This is a genomic window from Streptomyces pseudogriseolus (assembly GCA_002154585.1).
Classification (GTDB): Bacteria; Actinomycetota; Actinomycetes; order Streptomycetales; family Streptomycetaceae; genus Streptomyces; species Streptomyces pseudogriseolus.
The window spans coordinates 1-16274 of the sequence record MUNG01000025.1 but is presented as its reverse complement, the minus strand read 5'-3'; the positions used below and the strand labels follow the sequence as shown (position 1 = coordinate 16274).

Genomic DNA, 16274 nt, shown 5'->3' with positions numbered 1-16274 from the left:
CACCACCCCCACGGCGACCGGGATCCCCGCCTCCCACGCGAACGGAACCCCCTCCGCCGCACACTCCAGCGCGGACACCACCGCAAGCCCCACATCGAGCACGGCACTGCGCCGCCGCTCCCACCACCAGGGCCCGCCCCGGGCCGTCACATGGTCTTCCCCCGTCGTGGTCATGCCTCCAGCCTAAAGGCGCTCCCCGTCCCCTTTCCGGGGAGTTTCCACCCCGGCCCCGACCCACCCCGCCCGGCCGATCCGCCGCGAAACGCCCCGCAATCCCTCGAACTGCTGAATCGCGCACCGTTCGACCCGGGAACCCTCCATTCCGGCCGGACGGTATGCCCATGGCACATCCCACCGGCAAATACGCCGACTTCGAAGGCCTCCGCGAGCAGGCCGTCGCCCTCCGACGCGCCGGACTGAGCCGACGCCAGATCCGCGACCGCCTCCGCGTGGACAACAACGACATCCTCAACCGCCTCCTCCAGGGCGAACCCGCACCCGACTGGACCCGACGCCCCAACGCCAAGGACGACCTCCGGGCACGGGCCCGCCAGCTCCGCCTCCAGGGCTGGACGTACGACCAGATCCAGGTCGAGCTGGGCTGCTCCAAGAGTTCGATCTCGCTGTGGGTGCGGGATCTGCCGAAGCCGGAGCGGAAACGCAGCCGCGAGGAGGCGGCGGCCATCGCCCGGCGGGGCTGGGAGGCGAAGCTGCGGCTCCGCGAGGAGGAGCGGCAGCGGACCCGAGCGGCCGCGACGAGCGAGATCGGCTCATTGACGGACCGCGAACTGTTCCTGCTCGGGGTGGGCCTCTACTGGGCCGAGGGCTCGAAGCGAAAGCCGCACAACCCGCAGGAGCGCGTCACCTTCGTCAACAGCGACCCGGACATGATCTCGGTCTTCCTGGCCTGGCTGCACCTGCTCGACGTGGATCCGGCTCGGATCAGGTTCGCCGTACACATCCACGAGAGCGCCGACGTCCAGGGCGCCGAACAGTTCTGGGCCGACCATGTCGGCGTGGACCGGGCCGGCTTCCTGAAGACGACGCTCAAGAGGCACAACCCGGCGACGAACCGGAAGAACACCGGTGACACGTACCGGGGATGCCTCCGCGTGGACGTGAGGAACGGAGCCGACCTGTACCGTCGCATCGAAGGCTGGTGGTACGGCATAGTAGGGGCTGCCACCTCGTCCGATGCGCGAAATCGGACATAAGGTTAATCCCGGGTCGTCTAAGGGCAAGACGTCAGATTTTGGCTCTGATCATGGGGGTTCGAGTCCTCCCCCGGGAGCACATCCTTGGTTCGGGTCCTGACCGGCAACCGGTCGGGACCCGCACTCATGTCCCCCCGGAAACGCCCCGGTATCCTGCGGATGTCCATCCCCCCACCTCCAACACAGCCGAAGGGCATCCCGTGAGCGCCAATCGCCCGGCAGCCGTCGTCGTTCTCGCAGCGGGTGAGGGCACCCGTATGAAGTCGGCCACACCGAAGGTCCTGCACGAGATCTGTGGTCGTTCCCTGGTGGGTCATGTGCTCGCCGCCGCCGGTGAACTGGACCCGGCCAGCCTCGTCGTCGTCGTGGGTCACGCCCGTGAGCAGGTGACCGCGCATCTCGCGGAGGTCGCGCCGGACGTGCGGACCGCCGTGCAGGCGGAGCAGAACGGCACGGGGCATGCCGTGCGGATGGGTCTGGAGGAGCTGGGCGGTTCCGTGGACGGGACCGTGGTGGTGGTGTGCGGTGACACTCCGCTGCTGACCGGTGAGACGCTGCGCCGGCTGTCCGAGACGCATGTGGCGGACGGCAACGCGGTGACGGTGCTGACGGCGGAGGTGCCGGACGCGACCGGGTACGGCCGGATCGTGCGGGACGACTCCGGTGCCGTGACGGCGATCGTGGAGCACAAGGACGCGTCGGACGAGGTGCGGGCGGTCCGGGAGATCAACTCGGGTGTGTTCGCGTTCGACGGCGCGTTGCTGGCGGACGCGCTGAAGAAGGTGCGTACGGACAACAGTCAGGGTGAGGAGTACCTGACGGACGTGCTGGGGATCCTGCGTGAGGCGGGGCACCGGGTGGGTGCGTCGGTGGCGGGGGATCACCGGGAGATCGCGGGGATCAACAACCGTGTGCAGTTGTCCGAGGCGCGGCGGATTCTGAACGACCGGCTGCTGACGGCGGCGATGTTGTCGGGTGTGACGGTGGTGGATCCGGCGTCGACGTGGGTGGACGTGTCGGTGACGTTCGAGCGGGATGCGGTGGTGCATCCGGGGACGCAGTTGCACGGTGCCACGCATCTGGGTGAGGGCTGTGAGGTGGGTCCGAACTCGCGGCTGACGGACACCCGGGTGGGTGCGGGTGCGCGGGTGGACAACACGGTGGCGATGGGTGCCGAGGTGGGTCCGGAGGCGTCGGTGGGTCCGTTCGCGTATCTGCGGCCGGGGACGCGGTTGTCGCGCAAGGGCAAGATCGGCACGTTCGTGGAGACGAAGAACGCGTCGATCGGCGAGGGGTCGAAGGTTCCGCATCTGTCGTACGTGGGGGACGCGACGATCGGCGAGTTCTCGAACATCGGTGCGGCGAGTGTGTTCGTCAATTACGACGGACAGGACAAACATCACACGACGGTCGGGTCGCACTGCCGGACGGGGTCGGACAACATGTTTGTGGCTCCTGTCACGGTCGGGGACGGCGCTTACACGGCTGCGGGCTCGGTGATCACGAAGGATGTGCCGCCGGGTTCGCTGGCGGTGGCGCGTGGTCAGCAGCGCAACATCGAGGGCTGGGTGGCTCGTAAGCGTCCGGGGAGTGCTGCCGCGAAGGCCGCGGAGGCGGCGTCGCGGGAGCCGGCCGGCGAGGAGTGACGGGAGGCCGTCCTGTTCGGGGCCGGAGAGCGTGCCGTTCGGGACGGCGTACCGTGTTAGGTGCGGATGCGCACCCCCACCAGCTGAGACACCTCTGAGGAGACAGTGCTGTGACCGGGATCAAGACGACCGGCGAGAAGAAGATGATGTTCTTCTCCGGCCGCGCCCACCCCGAGCTTGCCGAGGAGGTCGCCCAGCAGTTGGGTGTCGGGGTCGTCCCGACGAAGGCCTTCGACTTCGCGAACGGCGAGATCTATGTGCGGTATCAGGAGTCGGCTCGTGGTGCCGACTGTTTCCTGATCCAGAGCCACACGGCGCCGATCAACAAGTGGATCATGGAGCAGTTGATCATGATCGACGCGTTGAAGCGTGCGTCGGCCCGTTCGATCACGGTGATCGTGCCGTTCTACGGGTATGCGCGGCAGGACAAGAAGCACCGTGGGCGTGAGCCGATCTCGGCGCGTCTGATCGCGGATCTGATGAAGACGGCGGGTGCGGACCGTCTGCTGACGGTGGACCTGCACACGGATCAGATCCAGGGTTTCTTCGACGGCCCGGTGGATCATCTGTTCGCGCTGCCGCTGCTCGCGGACTACGTGGGTGCGAAGGTGGACCGTTCGAAGCTGACGGTGGTGTCTCCGGACGCGGGCCGTGTGCGGGTGGCGGACCGCTGGTGCGACCGGCTGGGTGCGCCGCTGGCGATCGTGCACAAGCGCCGGGACAAGGACGTGGCGAACCAGGTGACCGTCCACGAGGTCGTGGGTGAGGTCAAGGGCCGGGTCTGTGTGCTGGTGGACGACATGATCGACACGGGTGGCACGATCTGTGCGGCGGCGGACGCGTTGTTCGCGCACGGCGCGGAGGACGTGATCGTGACGGCGACGCACGGTGTGCTGTCGGGTCCGGCGGCGGACCGGCTGAAGAACTCGAAGGTGAGCGAGTTCGTGTTCACGAACACGCTGCCGACGCCGGGTGAGCTGAGCGAGAGCCTGGACAAGATCACGGTGTTGTCGATCGCGCCGACGATCGCGCGGGCGGCGCGTGAGGTGTTCGAGGACGGCTCGGTGACGAGCCTGTTCGACGAGCAGTAAGGGTTCTGCAGTCCGACATCCGTTCGGCTGCCGGTGATCGTTTTGGGTGCGGCCTCCTGGCCCGGGTAAACTGCTGGAGTTGCTCGGCGAGGGAGGCCGTACCGCTTCTTCGGAAGGCTGTACGGCGGTCCGTTATCGACGCGCTCTTCGTAGCAGGCCGTTCGTGGCCGGGTGACCACGTCCGTTCTGACTATGAGGAGTGATCATGTCCGAGGTGAAGATCGCCGCCGAGACGCGCACCGAGTTCGGCAAGGGTGCCGCCCGCCGTATCCGTCGTTCCGACAAGGTTCCCGGTGTGCTGTACGGGCACGGTTCGGACCCGCTGCACCTGACCTTCCCGGGTCACGAGCTGCTGCTCGCCCTGCGTACGCCGAACGTGCTGATCGCGCTGGACATCGACGGCAAGACCAACGAGCTGGCCATCCCGAAGTCGGTCCAGCGTGACCCGGTCAAGGGCTTCCTGGAGCACGTCGACCTGCTGCTGGTGAAGCGCGGCGAGAAGGTCCAGGTCGAGATCCCGGTGCAGGCCGAGGGCGAGCTGGCCCCGGGCGGCAACCTGCTGGAGCACGTCCTGTCCGCGCTGCCGGTCGAGGCCGAGGCCACGCACATCCCGGAGAGCGTGACCGTGTCCGTCGAGGGCCTGGAGGCCGGCGCCTCCGTGCTCGCCAAGGACATCAAGCTGCCGAGCGGTGTCTCCCTCGCCGTCGAGGACGACGCCGTGGTGCTCCAGGTCCTGGCCGCGCAGGCCGAGGAGGCGCCCGAGGGCGCCGAGGAGGGCGAAGAGGCCGCCGAGGCCTGAGCCTTTCGGATCCAGTCGTTCGTCGGCCGCTGCTCCCGTGCGGGGCGGCGGCCGACGCGTATGTGGGAGGAAGCGTGGGCGTGACGGAGGACGCGGCGGGCCCCTGGCTGGTCGCCGGGCTGGGCAATCCGGGGCCGGGGTACGCGATGAACCGGCACAACGTGGGGTTCATGGTCGCGGATCTGCTGGCGGAGCGGATGGGCGGCCGGTTCAAGCGGGCGGCGAAGGCGCAGGCGCAGGTGGTGGAGGGCCGGATCGGGCCCGCCGGGCCGGGCAGCCGCCGGGTGGTGCTGGTGAAGCCGATGTCGTACATGAATCTGTCGGGCGGGCCGGTGAACGCGCTGCGGGAGTTCTACAAGGTGCCGGCGCAGCGGGTGGTCGCCGTCCACGACGAGCTGGACATCGACTACGGGACGCTGCGGCTGAAGCTGGGCGGCGGGGACAACGGGCACAACGGTCTGAAGTCGCTGACGGGGGCGTTCGGGCGGGAGTATCACCGGGTGCGGTTCGGGATCGGGCGGCCGCCGGGGCGGATGCCGGTGGCGGACTTCGTGCTGAAGGACTTCTCGTCGGCGGAGCGCAAGGAGCTGGACTACTTCGTGGACCGGGCGGCGGACGCGGTGGAGTGTCTGGTGACGGAGGGTCTGGAGCGGGCGCAGAGCGCCTACAACTCGTGACGGCGTGCGGGTGACTTCGGTGGACTTGTCCGGTGGTGCCGCCCACCGGAGTTGACCAGCCGCAAGGTCATGGCCAAGGATCGCGGCCATGCCTTCTGCGGTCCGTTCCTCGCGCGGTGTCCCGCGCGGCTCCTCCGCGTTGCGCTTCGGCCGGTTCGCGGCGATGGGCGCGGTCGCCGTGCTGATCCTGATCGCCGGGGTGTGGGCGTCGTGGGGGACGGCGCAGCACGTGATGCTGACCAAGGGGCGTGAGCGCGGCACGGTCGAGGTGGTCCGGTGTGCCGAGGACGCCTGTGAGGGGCCGTTCCGGCCGTTGTCGCCGGGCTCGCAGCCGCGGGCGCGGGTGGTGCTGGACGACACGGCCGCGGTGGAGAGGGGCGGCACGTACACGGTGGTGCTGAAGCCGGGCGGGGCGGAGGCGGTGCGTTCGGGTCCGGCGGGGGTGCTGTACGCGTGGGTGCCGTTGGGGGGTGCGCTGCTGCTGGCGTCGGTGGTGGTGGCGGGCGGCCTGCTGCGGACGCGGCTCGCGTGGGTGATGGCGCTGGCGGGCGCGGGGCTGCTGACGGCGGCGTTCGTGGCGCTGTAGATCTCCCGGGACATGACGAGGGGCGGCGCCCTCCGGTTGTACGAGCCGGAGGGTGCCGCCCTTTCGTGCGTCGTTGTGCGTCCGTGGGTCAGCCGGTGTTGCGCAGGCCCGCCGCGACGCCGTTGACGGTGAGCAGCAGGGCGCGGGAGAGCAGCGGGTCGGGCTGCTCGCCGGCGGCGGCCGCGTCGCGCTGGCGCTTGAGCAGGGCCACCTGGAGGTAGGAGATGGGGTCCAGGTAGGCGTCGCGGATGGCGAAGGTCTGCTTGAGGACGGGGTCGGCGTCCAGCAGTTCCTGTTCGCCGGTGACGCGCAGCACCTCGGTGACGGTCAGGTCGTGTTCGGCCTTGATGGTGTCGAAGACGTGCTTGAGTTCGTCGGGGACGAGGGTGTCGACGTAGTGCTGGGCGATCCGCAGGTCGGTCTTGGCGAGGGTCATCTCCACGTTGGAGATGAAGTTGCGGAAGAAGTGCCACTGCTCGTACATCTCGTCGAGCACGGTGTCGAGGCCGGCCTCGCGCAGGGCCTTGAGGCCGGAGCCGACGCCGAACCAGCCGGGGACGATCTGCCGGGACTGGGTCCAGCCGAACACCCAGGGGATGGCGCGCAGGCCGTCGAGGGAGACGCCGGAGCCGGGGCGGCGGGAGGGCCGGGAGCCGAGGTGGAGTTCGGCGAGCTGGTCGACGGGGGTGGAGGCGAGGAAGTACGTCGGCAGGTCGGGGTCCTCGACGAGCTCGCGGTAGGCGGTGTGGGCGGCGTCGGAGACGACGTCCATGGCGGCGTCCCAGCGGGCGAGGGCCTCGACGGACTGGCGGGGCGCGGTGTGCAGCGCGGACGCCTGGAGGGTGGCGGCGACGGTCAGTTCGAGGTTCTCGCGGGCGAGGGACGGGATGAGGTACTTGTCGGAGATGACCTCGCCCTGCTCGGTGACCTTGATCTCGCCTTCGAGGGTGCCCCAGGGCTGGGCGAGGATCGCGTCGTGGGTGGGGCCGCCGCCGCGGCCGACGGTGCCGCCGCGGCCGTGGAAGAGGCGCAGACGGACGCCGTAGCGGTGGGCGACGTCGCGCAGGCGGCGCTGGGCGCGGTGGATCTCCCACTGGCTGGTGGTGATGCCGCCGAACTTGGAGGAGTCGGAGTAGCCGAGCATGACCTCCTGGACGTCGCCGCGCAGGGCGACGAGGCGCCGGTAGGAGGGGTCGGCGAGCATGTCCTCGAGGATGGTGTCGGCGGCCTTGAGCTCGTCGGTGGTCTCCAGGAGCGGCACGATGCCGATCTTGGCCCAGCCGGCGTGCAGGTCGATCAGGCCGGCCTCGCGGGCGAGGACGGCGGCGGCGAAGACGTCGTCGGCGCCCTGGCACATGGAGATGATGTACGACTCGACGACCTCGGGTCCGAAGACCTCCAGGGCGCGCTTGACGGTGCGGAACACGCCGAGGGTCTTCTCGCCGGCCTCGTCGACGGGGGCGGGGGTGGGGGCGAGCGGCCTTCTGCTGCGGAGTTCCTTGGCGAGGAGCTTGGCGCGGTACTCGCGGGGCATGTCGGCGTAGCGCCAGGATTCCTCGCCGAGCCGGTCGAACAGCTGGCCGAGGGCGTGGTGGTGGGCGTCGGCGTGTTCGCGGACGTCCATGGTGGCGAGCTGGAGGCCGAAGGCGGCGAGGGTGCGGATGGTGCGGGCGAGGCGGCCGTCGGCGAAGAGTCCGCCGCGGTGTTCGCGCAGGGAGGCCTGGATGATCCGCAGGTCGGTGATGAGTTCGCTGGTGCCGAGGTAGTCGCGGCCGGGCTCGTGGGGGGTGCCCTTGGCGAGGCGGAGCTTGGTGTTCTCCAGCTTCTGGCGGATGCAGGTGGCCTTGAGCCGGTAGGGCTCCTCGGCGTTGAGGCGCTTGTAGCGGGGGCTGATCTCGGGGAGGGCTTCGAGGTCGGCCTGGAGGGAGGTGAGGAGTTCCTCGGTGGCTCCGGTGTAGCGGATGGAGTTGGAGAGGAAGCCGCGCAGCTCGTCGATCATCTCCAGGGCGTCGTTGATGCCGTGTTCGTGCTGGAGGATGAGGACGTCCCAGGTGACCTGGGGGGTGACGTTGGGGTTGCCGTCGCGGTCGCCGCCGATCCAGGTGCCGAAGGTGAGGGGGCGGGTGTCGTCGGGGAGGTGGACGCCGACGCGCTCGAGTTCGGCGGTGAGGTCCTCCAGGACGTCGCCGACGGCGCCGGCGTGGAGTTCGTCGAGGTAGTAGATGGCGTTGCGGGCCTCGTCGGCGGGCTCGGGGCGCACGACGCGCAGTTCGTCCGTCTGCCAGACGAGGTCGATGTTCTCCGCCAGCCGGGTGTCGAGGCGGCGCCGGTCGGAGGCGAGGACCGGGGTCTCGAGCAGGGCGGCGATGCGGCGGAGCTTGTTGAGGACGGAGCGGCGGGCGGCCTCGGTGGGGTGGGCGGTGAAGACGGGCCGCACGTTGAGGTTGCGGACGGTTTCCCGGAGGTGGTCGGGGTCGGCGTCCTTGAGCCGGTCGGCGGTGCGGGAGAGCAGGCCGCCCTCGGCGGCGCGGCGGGCGGCGAGTTCGCGTCCGCGGTGCACCTGTTCGGTGACGTTGGCCAGGTGGAAGTAGGTGGAGAAGGCGCGCACCAGCTTGGCGGCGGTCTCCAGCTCGGTGCCGCGCAGCAGCTCGGCGGCGGCTTCGCCGTCCTCGCGGGTGAGGCGGCGGACCTTCTCGACGAGTTCGAGGAGCTCCGGGCCCTCCTGCCGTACCAGGGTCTCGCCGAGCAGGTCGCCCAGTCGGCGGATGTCGGCACGCAGTTCGGCGCTCGTCGTGGTGGTCTGGTCGTCGGCACTGCTCACAGGTGCGGCTCCTTGCAGTGTTGGAAGCTCGTCTGGGAGGGAACCCGGCGAGCGTCCCGCGCGGCGTGAGCCGCTTGCGGGCCGGACGTCCGGGAAGAAATCAGAGCGGACCGCGCTGTCCGACCGACTTCCAAGGATAGGTGTCGACCCGGACGCGCTGGCCCACGGGCCCTTGCCGCGGGGCGACGCACTGCCATACTTACGATGCCGTAGGTTACGGGACCGTAGGAAAGCGATGCGGTTCCGGCGGCCCGGCACCTTCCTCAAGTCCACATACCCCACAGGGGAACGCATGACCTCACGCTCCGATGTGCTCGACGAAGCCCCGCACCAGTCACCGTCCGACGACACCGCTCCCTCCGCCACGCTGGGCGGGGAGCGCAAACGGTCCGTCGAGCAGATCACGCTGCTGCTCTTCATCGTCGTCCCCTTCCTCGCGCTGGTGGCGGCCGTGCCGCTGGCGTGGGGCTGGGGGGTGAGCTGGCTGGACCTCGGTCTGCTGGTCTTCTTCTACTTCCTGGGATGCCACGGCATCACGATCGGCTTCCACCGTCACTTCACGCACGGTTCGTTCAAGGCGAAGCGGCCGCTGAAGATCGCGCTGGCGATCGCCGGTTCGATGGCGGTCGAGGGGCCGCTGGTGCGCTGGGTGGCCGACCATCGCAAGCATCACAAGTTCTCCGACGCGGAGGGCGACCCGCACTCGCCGTGGCGGTACGGGGAGACGATCCCGGCGCTGATCAAGGGCCTGTGGTGGGCGCACATCGGATGGATGTTCGACGAGGAGCAGACGCCGCAGGAGAAGTACGCGCCGGATCTGATCAAGGACCCGGCCATGCGGGCGATCTCCCGGCAGTTCGTGCTGTGGACGGCGGTGTCGCTGGGTCTGCCGGCGCTGATCGGCGGTCTGGCGACCATGTCGTGGTGGGGGGCGTTCACCGGCTTCTTCTGGGGTTCACTCGTCCGGGTGGCTCTGCTGCACCATGTGACGTGGTCGATCAACTCGATCTGCCACGCGGTGGGCAAGCGGCCGTTCAAGTCGCGGGACCGTTCGGGCAACGTGTGGTGGCTGGCGGTGCTGTCGTGCGGTGAGTCCTGGCACAACCTGCACCACGCCGACCCGACGTCCGCGCGTCACGGTGTGGAGCGCTGGCAGGTGGACTCCTCGGCGCGGCTGATCCGCTGGTTCGAGCAGCTGGGCTGGGCGTACGACGTGCGGTGGCCGTCACGCTCGCGTATCGATTCGCGGCGTGTCGCCCCGGATGGCGCCGCCCCGCGCGGGAAGGAACCTGCCGAGGCGGCATGATGGTCGCCGTGGCGACCGACTCGAGCACCCCAAGCAATGACAAGCCGCGGCGTGCGCGTCGCACCCGGATGACCGGTGCCGAGCGCCGCCAGCAGCTGCTGGAGATCGGCCGCACCCTGTTCGCGGCGAAGGGGTTCGAGGGCACGTCGGTGGAGGAGATCGCGGCGAAGGCCGGGGTCTCCAAGCCGGTGGTGTACGAGCACTTCGGCGGCAAGGAGGGGCTGTACGCGGTCGTGGTGGACCGGGAGATGCGGCGGCTGCTGGACATGGTGACCGGTTCGCTGACGGCGGGTCATCCGCGTGAGCTGTGCGAGCAGGCCGCGTTCGCGCTGCTGGACTACATCGAGGAGTACACGGACGGGTTCCGCATCCTGGTCCGTGACTCCCCCATCCCGCAGTCGACGGGGACCTTCGCCTCGCTGATCTCGGACATCGCCACCCAGGTGGAGGACATCCTGGGCCGCGAGTTCAAGAGCCGCGGCTTCGACCCGAAGCTGGCACCGCTGTACGCGCAGGCGCTGGTCGGGATGGTGGCGCTGACCGGCCAGTGGTGGCTGGACGTGCGCAAGCCGAAGAAGGCGGAGGTGGCGGCCCACCTGGTGAACCTGGCCTGGCACGGTCTGGACGGGCTGGAGCCGAAGCCGCGGCTGATAGGCCACCGGAAGAGCTGAAACAACAGCACACTGGATTAACCTTGTGCAATCATGTGCGCATGACTGAAATCACGATCAGCGCAGCCCGTGCCCAGCTCGGTGACCTCGTGCGTCGCGCGGCCCACGGCCGCGAGACGATCGCCCTCACGGATCACGGGCACGTGGCCGCGCTACTCGTGTCGCCGCAGGTCATAGAGGATCTGGAAGACGCGTTGGCGGTTGCCGACTACGAGCGCCGCAAGGCTGCGGGCCTCCTCGGCGAAGGCATCCCACACGAAGAGGTCGGACGCATGCTGGGGTTGCGTCCGTGACCTACCGCATCGTTTGGCAGCCCAACGCCACGAACGCGGCCGTGCGGTTCCTCCGTGACGACCCGGCAGGGTTGGCCGCTGTGTACGAGGCCGTCGACACCCTGGCGAAGGAGCCCCGGCCCGCCCAGTCCGTCGCCTACGGACCGACAGCGCGCCGCTTGCGCGTGGGCGACTACCGGGTGCTGTACGTCATCGACGACGACGTGATCCACATTCTCGTCACCCACCTGGGCCGCACCCCCTGACTCATGCCTCCTTGACGGCGACGGCGAAGACGCGGCGGAAGCGGAACGGGGTGCCGTGCGCGGTGGCCGGGTAGGCGTCGCGCAGGGCGGCGCGGTACTCGGCGAGGAAGTCGTCGCGCGCCGCGGGGTCGTCGGCGAGGGCGGTGAGGACGGGGCGCAGGCCCGTGCCCTTGACCCAGTCGAGGACGGGGTCCTCCCCTTCCAGCAGGTGGACGTACGTCGTCTCCCAGGCGTCGACCGCGCAGCCGAGGGCGGCCAGGCGGTCCAGGTACGCCTCGGGCGGCAGCACGGCGTCCGCGTGGCGCAGGACGCCGGACAGGCGGCCGCGCCACCGCGGGGAGGCGGCGAGGCCGCGCATCAGGGTGTGGCTGGGGGCGTCGAAGTTGCCGGGCACCTGGAAGGCGAGGACCCCGCCGGGCACGAGCCCGTCGATCCACGCGGCGAACCTCTCGGCGTGCCCGGGCACCCATTGCAGGGTGGCGTTGCTGACGATCAGGTCGTACGGCTCCTGGGGCGTCCAGGTGCCGGCGTCGGCGTGGGCGAAGTCGAGCCGGCCGCCTCCGCCGGTGGGGCCCTCGTGGTCGGCGCGGGCCTTGTCGAGCATCTCGGGCGCGTTGTCGTAGCCGGTGACGCGGGCGGCGGGCCAGCGGTCGGCGAGGAGGGCGGTGACGTTGCCGGCGCCGCAGCCGAGGTCGGCGATGCGGGGCGGGTCGCCGGGCAGGCCGGGGACGCGGGCGAGCAGGTCGGTGAAGGGCCGGGTGCGGTGCCCGGCGTGACGCAGGTACTGGGCGGGGTCCCAGACGGGACGGGCGGCGGCGGACACGGGACCTCCCGGATCGCGGATCGGCGTGGAGTCCAGCGTCACCCCAATCTCTCTCGACGTCAAGACACTCGACATCAAGAGACTTCACATCGACACAACCACTACACTGATCCTTATGGAGGACGAGGTCGATCGGCTGGTCGCAGCGTGGCGCCGGGAGCGCCCGGACCTCGACGTGGAACCGCTCGAGGTGCTCAGCCGGGTCAGCAGGCTGGCCCGGCACCTGGACCGGGCACGCCGCCTCGCCTTCACCGAGCACGGCCTGGAGTCCTGGGAGTTCGACGTGCTGACCGCGCTGCGCCGCGCGGGCACCCCGTACCAGCTCTCCCCCGGCCAGCTGCTCACGCAGACGCTCGTCACGTCGGGCACGATGACCAACCGTATCGACCGGCTCACCAAGAAGGGCCTGGTGGAGCGGCTGCCGGACCCCAGTGACCGGCGCGGTGTGCTGGTGCGGCTGACCGACGAGGGCAAGGACCGCGCGGACCAGGCACTGGCGGGTCTGCTCGCCCAGGAGCGGGCCATCCTCGGGGAGCTGACCCGCGCCCAGCGGGTGGAACTGGCCGGGCTGCTACGCCAGTTGACCGCCCCGTTCGACAACATCCCCGGATAGGTCCACCGGTCCGACGCCTGCGCGCCGGGCGAGGGCGACCGCGGCGAGCGTGGAGTGCACGCCCAGCTTGCCGAGGACGTTCTGCATGTGGGTGCGCACGGTGTGCGGCGACAGGTACAGGCGTTCGGCGACCGCCTTGCGCCCCAGGCCCGCGACCATGCAGCGCAGCACCTCCCGCTCGCGCGGGGTCAGCGACTCCACGAGCCGTTCGCTTTCCGTGCGGTGACGCCGGGCAGCGGTCAACTCCCGCAGGACACCGGTCAGAAGGGCGGGCGGCAGATGCGTCTCGTCGCGCAGCACGCCGCGGATGACGGTGAGCAGGCGGCTCAGCGAGCAGTCCTTGGCGACCCAGCCGGAGGCGCCCGCCTGGAGCGCGAGGGCGGCGCGGGCCGGGTCGTCCTTCTCGGCGAGCACGACGACCCGCACCTGCGGCTGGGCCGAACGCACCCCGCCCACCAGGGAGATGCCGTCCACGGCGCCGTCCTCGTCGACGGCCTGCACGGGCGGCGCGGCCGGGCGCCCGTCGGGCGCCGGGACGCCCAGGTCGGCGTCGACGAGCAGCACGTCGAACCGCCGCCCCTCGGCGGCCGCCCGCTCCAGACAGCGCAGCGCCGCCGGGCCGCTGCCCGCCGCGGACACCTCGACGTCGGGCTCCGCGGCCAGCGCCGCGGCCAGCGACTCGGCGAAGATGCGGTGGTCGTCGACGACCAGGACTCGAATGCGAACCACGTAACCCCCTTCCCCACGCTCTTCCCAGAGCAGGGGACTACCCCGTCGCCGGTGGACGACACCGGCACGGACACGGCACCGAGGGCCCCGTGACCTTCCCTCGCCGGATGGGACGGGCCGGCGCGCCGTCCGCACGGCCGCCGCCGCGCGACCACCGCCGTCCGCGCCCCGGACGCCGTGCCCGGCCGTCTCGCCCCCTGAACGCACGCCGGCCCCCACCGGCGCTGTTCATCAGAGTACGGGCGGGGGCCCTGAGCGGAAGCTGATTTGCAGAACTTGCGGCCTTGCGCGTTTATGGTGTGCCGCATGTTTCGTCTTGAGACAGAAGTCGACAAGGCCCGACGCGATCTGCTCCACAAGCGGCTCCGGGACACCAACACGGCCGCCTCCCCGGTCCTGCGCGCTCTGCGCGGAACCCCCGCGGAGCGTGAATCCCCTTTGCACGTGTGGGCGTTGTCCGCGAACGGCGACCTCGCGGGCGGCCTGGTCGGCCACACCTGGACGACGTGGCTGCACGTGACCTACCTCTGGGTCGACGCCGCCCACCGCGGCACAGGCCTCGGCTCGACACTCCTCACGGAGGCGGAACGCCTCGCCACCACGGAGCGCGCGTGCACGCACAGCCGCGTGGAGACCTGGGACTTCCAGGCCCCGGACTTCTACCGCAAACACGGCTACGAGGTGGTGTGCGTGATCCCCGACTATCCACCGGGGGTCACTGAGTACACCTTGACGAAACAGATCGGGTGAGGCGGCTCACCAACCTCCTTCGCTAGCATGCGAGTTACATGATCGGGTGAGGCGGGGGAACGGTGCGGGTACTGCCGAAGGGGGTCGTCGCCGCAGTGGCGGCGGCGATGCTGCTGTCCGGATGCGCCGACCAGGGAGCGGAACCGGATTCTCCGGGCACCGGGACGACGGCGTCCCGGAACAGGCCTGGTGCCGCGGTCAGCCTCGCGGAGGCACGAGCGGACATCCGTGCCGGCCTCGCGGCGGGAGAGTTCGAGGGGGCGCGCTTCAGCGAGACCAAGGACAACCGCGCGTTCAGCGCCTGCGCGGTGACGGCCGTGGTGTCCACGGCAGCGGAACCCGACCCGAAGGGCTTCGAACGGATGGCCGACGAGCTGAAGCAGCGGGGATGGCTCCGGACGAAGCTCTGGGCGGACGAGGGGATACAGATGCTCTCCCTGCGCAGAACGCCTTGGACGCTGGACTTCATCGGCGGAACCGGCGCCCTGCCCGAGCAGGCTCAGGACTTCACCGGGCTGTCCGTCAACGCGGTCGACCGTGACTGCGCGAACCGTGTGGCGGCGAGCCTGTCTCCCTGACGCCCGTGGGCGCCGGCCCGGCTGTGCGCCGGGCCGGCGCCGGACGACGATGCCCGACGCACGCGTCGGAGTGGCTACCGCACCCGCCGCGCCCCCGCCGAAGGCACCGCCTCGAAGACGCGGGGGATCTTCAGGCCGGCCGCGGCGAAGGCCTCCTCGATGGCCTTGGTGATCGAGGGGACGTCCTGCTCCTCCGTCAGGACGATCGCCGAGCCGCCGAAGCCGCCGCCCGTCATGCGGGCGCCCAGCGCGCCGGCGGTGACCGCCGTGTCGACGACCAGGTCGAGTTCGGGGCAGGAGACGCGGAAGTCGTCGCGCAGGGAGGTGTGGCCCTCGATGAGGAGGGGGCCGATGGCGCGGGTGTCGCCCGATTCCAGGAGGGAGACGACCCGCTCGACGCGGTGGTCCTCGGTCACCACGTGGCGGACCAGGCGGCGCACCTCCTCCTCGTCGCCGAGGCGGGCCAGTGCCGCGTCCAGGTCCTCGTAGGGCACGTCCCGCAGGGCGTCGACGCCGAGCAGGGCGGCGCCCTTCTCGCAGCCCTCGCGGCGCTTGCCGTACTCGCCCTCGCTGTGGCTGTGCTTGACCTGGGTGTCGACGACGAGCAGGCGCATGCCCTCGGCGGCGAGGTCGAAGGGGATCTGCCGCTGGGACAGGTCGCGGGTGTCGAGGAACAGGGCGTGGCCCGCCTCGCAGCAGGCGGACGCGGTCTGGTCCATGATGCCGACGGGCGCGCCGACGTAGACGTTCTCCGCGCGCTGGGAGAGGCGGGCGAGCTGCCAGCCGCGCAGGCCCAGGTCGTACAGGTCGTTGAGCGCGAGGGCGATCACGACCTCCAGGGCGGCCGACGAGGACAGGCCGGCGCCCGCCGGGACGGTGGACGCCAGGTGGACGTCCGCGCCGGTGACGGCGTGTCCGGCCTCGCGCAGCGCCCACACCACGCCCGCCGGGTAGGCGGTCCAGCGCTTGTCGGAGCCGGGGGCGAGGCCGTCGAGGGTGAGTTCGACGACGGGGGCGTCGATGTCGGCGGAGTGCAGGCGCAGGACGCCGTCGTCGCGCCGGGACACGGCCGCGACGGCGGTGTGCGGCAGGGCGAACGGCATCACGAAGCCGTCGTTGTAGTCGGTGTGCTCGCCGATGAGGTTGACCCGGCCGGGTGCCGCCCACACCCCGTCGGGCTCGCTCCCGTACAGCTCCTCGAACCGCTCGGCGACGGCTCCCGCGACGGCCGCGCTGGACTCGCTCATGCCTGGACCCCTGCCCCTTCGTTGCCTCTTACTTGGCGCGCTGCTGCGCGAATTCCCACGCGTCCGCGACGATTCCCTCGAGGTCCGCGCGGGACGGGTTCCAGCCCAGCTTCTCCCGGGCCGTGGCGGCGGACGCCACCAGGACCGCGGGGTCGCCGCCCCGGCGGGGCGGCGACCCCGCGGTC

General features: G+C 70.7%; 17 protein-coding genes, 1 tRNA gene and 2 pseudogenes. 14 read left to right on the top strand and 6 right to left on the bottom strand.

Annotation, left to right across the window (positions count from 1 at the left end; all coding sequences use genetic code 11):
* Positions 1–174 (bottom strand): annotated as a pseudogene (locus CCN29_RS34755) (sensor histidine kinase); the annotation flags it as partial.
* Positions 175–341: 167 nt separating this feature from the next.
* On the opposite strand from CCN29_RS34755, the gene CCN29_RS03920 reads away from it, so the two are divergent.
* The 7 genes from CCN29_RS03920 to CCN29_RS03890 all read left to right on the top strand — a co-directional run bounded on the left by CCN29_RS03920 (position 342) and on the right by CCN29_RS03890 (position 6013).
* A complete protein-coding gene (locus CCN29_RS03920) occupies positions 342–1214 on the top strand; it encodes a helix-turn-helix domain-containing protein (RefSeq protein ID WP_086680071.1) in 873 nt (290 codons plus the stop codon).
* A 6-nt stretch (positions 1215–1220) separates the two neighbouring features.
* Positions 1221–1291: transfer RNA gene (locus tag CCN29_RS03915), tRNA-Gln, on the top strand.
* A gap of 123 nt (positions 1292–1414) precedes the next feature.
* A complete protein-coding gene (glmU, locus tag CCN29_RS03910) occupies positions 1415–2860 on the top strand; it encodes a bifunctional UDP-N-acetylglucosamine diphosphorylase/glucosamine-1-phosphate N-acetyltransferase GlmU (RefSeq protein WP_031066508.1) in 1446 nt (481 codons plus the stop codon).
* A gap of 110 nt (positions 2861–2970) precedes the next feature.
* Positions 2971–3951, top strand: a complete 981-nt coding sequence (locus CCN29_RS03905) for a ribose-phosphate diphosphokinase (protein ID WP_006135794.1) — start codon at positions 2971–2973, stop codon at positions 3949–3951.
* A gap of 205 nt (positions 3952–4156) precedes the next feature.
* Positions 4157–4750, top strand: coding sequence for a 50S ribosomal protein L25/general stress protein Ctc (locus CCN29_RS03900; protein ID WP_031023848.1), 594 nt, complete (start codon positions 4157–4159; stop codon positions 4748–4750).
* A 74-nt stretch (positions 4751–4824) separates the two neighbouring features.
* Positions 4825–5427, top strand: coding sequence for an aminoacyl-tRNA hydrolase (pth, locus tag CCN29_RS03895; RefSeq protein WP_031023846.1), 603 nt, complete (start codon positions 4825–4827; stop codon positions 5425–5427).
* An 88-nt stretch (positions 5428–5515) separates the two neighbouring features.
* Positions 5516–6013: a hypothetical protein gene (locus tag CCN29_RS03890; protein WP_031066504.1), complete on the top strand. Its 498-nt coding sequence runs from the start codon at positions 5516–5518 to the stop codon at positions 6011–6013.
* A gap of 88 nt (positions 6014–6101) precedes the next feature.
* Here the strand turns inward: CCN29_RS03890 and ppc are convergent, their stop codons facing one another.
* The gene (gene ppc, locus CCN29_RS03885) at positions 6102–8834 is read right to left on the bottom strand and encodes a phosphoenolpyruvate carboxylase (protein ID WP_006135798.1); all 2733 of its coding nucleotides are present in this window, start codon (positions 8832–8834) and stop codon (positions 6102–6104) included.
* Between the two features lie 292 nt (positions 8835–9126).
* Here ppc and CCN29_RS03880 point away from each other — a divergent pair, with 292 nt between their 5' ends.
* From CCN29_RS03880 to CCN29_RS03865, 4 genes are read left to right on the top strand one after another with little or no spacing between them, the layout of a single operon-like run.
* A complete protein-coding gene (locus CCN29_RS03880; RefSeq protein ID WP_031023836.1) occupies positions 9127–10140 on the top strand; it encodes an acyl-CoA desaturase in 1014 nt (337 codons plus the stop codon).
* Entirely contained in the window at positions 10137–10811 is a 675-nt protein-coding gene (locus CCN29_RS03875) for a TetR/AcrR family transcriptional regulator (protein WP_031023834.1), read from the top strand. The genes CCN29_RS03880 and CCN29_RS03875 overlap by 4 nt, the downstream gene beginning before the upstream one ends.
* Before the next feature lie 41 nt (positions 10812–10852).
* A complete protein-coding gene (locus tag CCN29_RS03870) occupies positions 10853–11104 on the top strand; it encodes a type II toxin-antitoxin system Phd/YefM family antitoxin (RefSeq protein ID WP_006135801.1) in 252 nt (83 codons plus the stop codon).
* Positions 11101–11349, top strand: coding sequence for a type II toxin-antitoxin system RelE family toxin (locus tag CCN29_RS03865; RefSeq protein ID WP_006135802.1), 249 nt, complete (start codon positions 11101–11103; stop codon positions 11347–11349). The genes CCN29_RS03870 and CCN29_RS03865 overlap by 4 nt, the downstream gene beginning before the upstream one ends.
* 1 nt (position 11350) lies before the next feature.
* Here the strand turns inward: CCN29_RS03865 and CCN29_RS03860 are convergent, their stop codons facing one another.
* Positions 11351–12172 carry a trans-aconitate 2-methyltransferase gene (locus CCN29_RS03860; protein WP_039988585.1) on the bottom strand — a complete coding sequence of 274 codons (822 nt, stop codon included), beginning with the start codon at positions 12170–12172 and terminating at the stop codon, positions 11351–11353.
* A gap of 115 nt (positions 12173–12287) precedes the next feature.
* On the opposite strand from CCN29_RS03860, the gene tamR reads away from it, so the two are divergent.
* Positions 12288–12785, top strand: coding sequence for a MarR family transcriptional regulator TamR (gene tamR / locus CCN29_RS03855; protein ID WP_006135804.1), 498 nt, complete (start codon positions 12288–12290; stop codon positions 12783–12785).
* On the opposite strand, the gene CCN29_RS03850 is transcribed toward tamR, so the two are convergent.
* Positions 12744–13514: a LuxR C-terminal-related transcriptional regulator gene (locus CCN29_RS03850; protein ID WP_031066498.1), complete on the bottom strand. Its 771-nt coding sequence runs from the start codon at positions 13512–13514 to the stop codon at positions 12744–12746. The two genes, tamR and CCN29_RS03850, sit on opposite strands and share 42 nt — an antisense overlap.
* A 294-nt stretch (positions 13515–13808) precedes the next feature.
* Between CCN29_RS03850 and CCN29_RS03845 the strand changes: the two genes are divergently transcribed.
* Complete coding sequence (locus tag CCN29_RS03845) at positions 13809–14264, top strand: GNAT family N-acetyltransferase (RefSeq protein ID WP_086680069.1); 456 nt, start codon at positions 13809–13811, stop codon at positions 14262–14264.
* A 62-nt stretch (positions 14265–14326) separates the two neighbouring features.
* The gene (locus CCN29_RS03840) at positions 14327–14842 is read left to right on the top strand and encodes a hypothetical protein (protein WP_100247994.1); all 516 of its coding nucleotides are present in this window, start codon (positions 14327–14329) and stop codon (positions 14840–14842) included.
* Between the two features lie 74 nt (positions 14843–14916).
* Here the strand turns inward: CCN29_RS03840 and galK are convergent, their stop codons facing one another.
* Positions 14917–16089: a galactokinase gene (gene galK / locus CCN29_RS03835; RefSeq protein ID WP_086680067.1), complete on the bottom strand. Its 1173-nt coding sequence runs from the start codon at positions 16087–16089 to the stop codon at positions 14917–14919.
* Positions 16090–16117: 28 nt separating this feature from the next.
* A pseudogene (locus CCN29_RS34750) lies at positions 16118–16274 on the bottom strand (UDP-glucose 4-epimerase GalE); the annotation flags it as partial.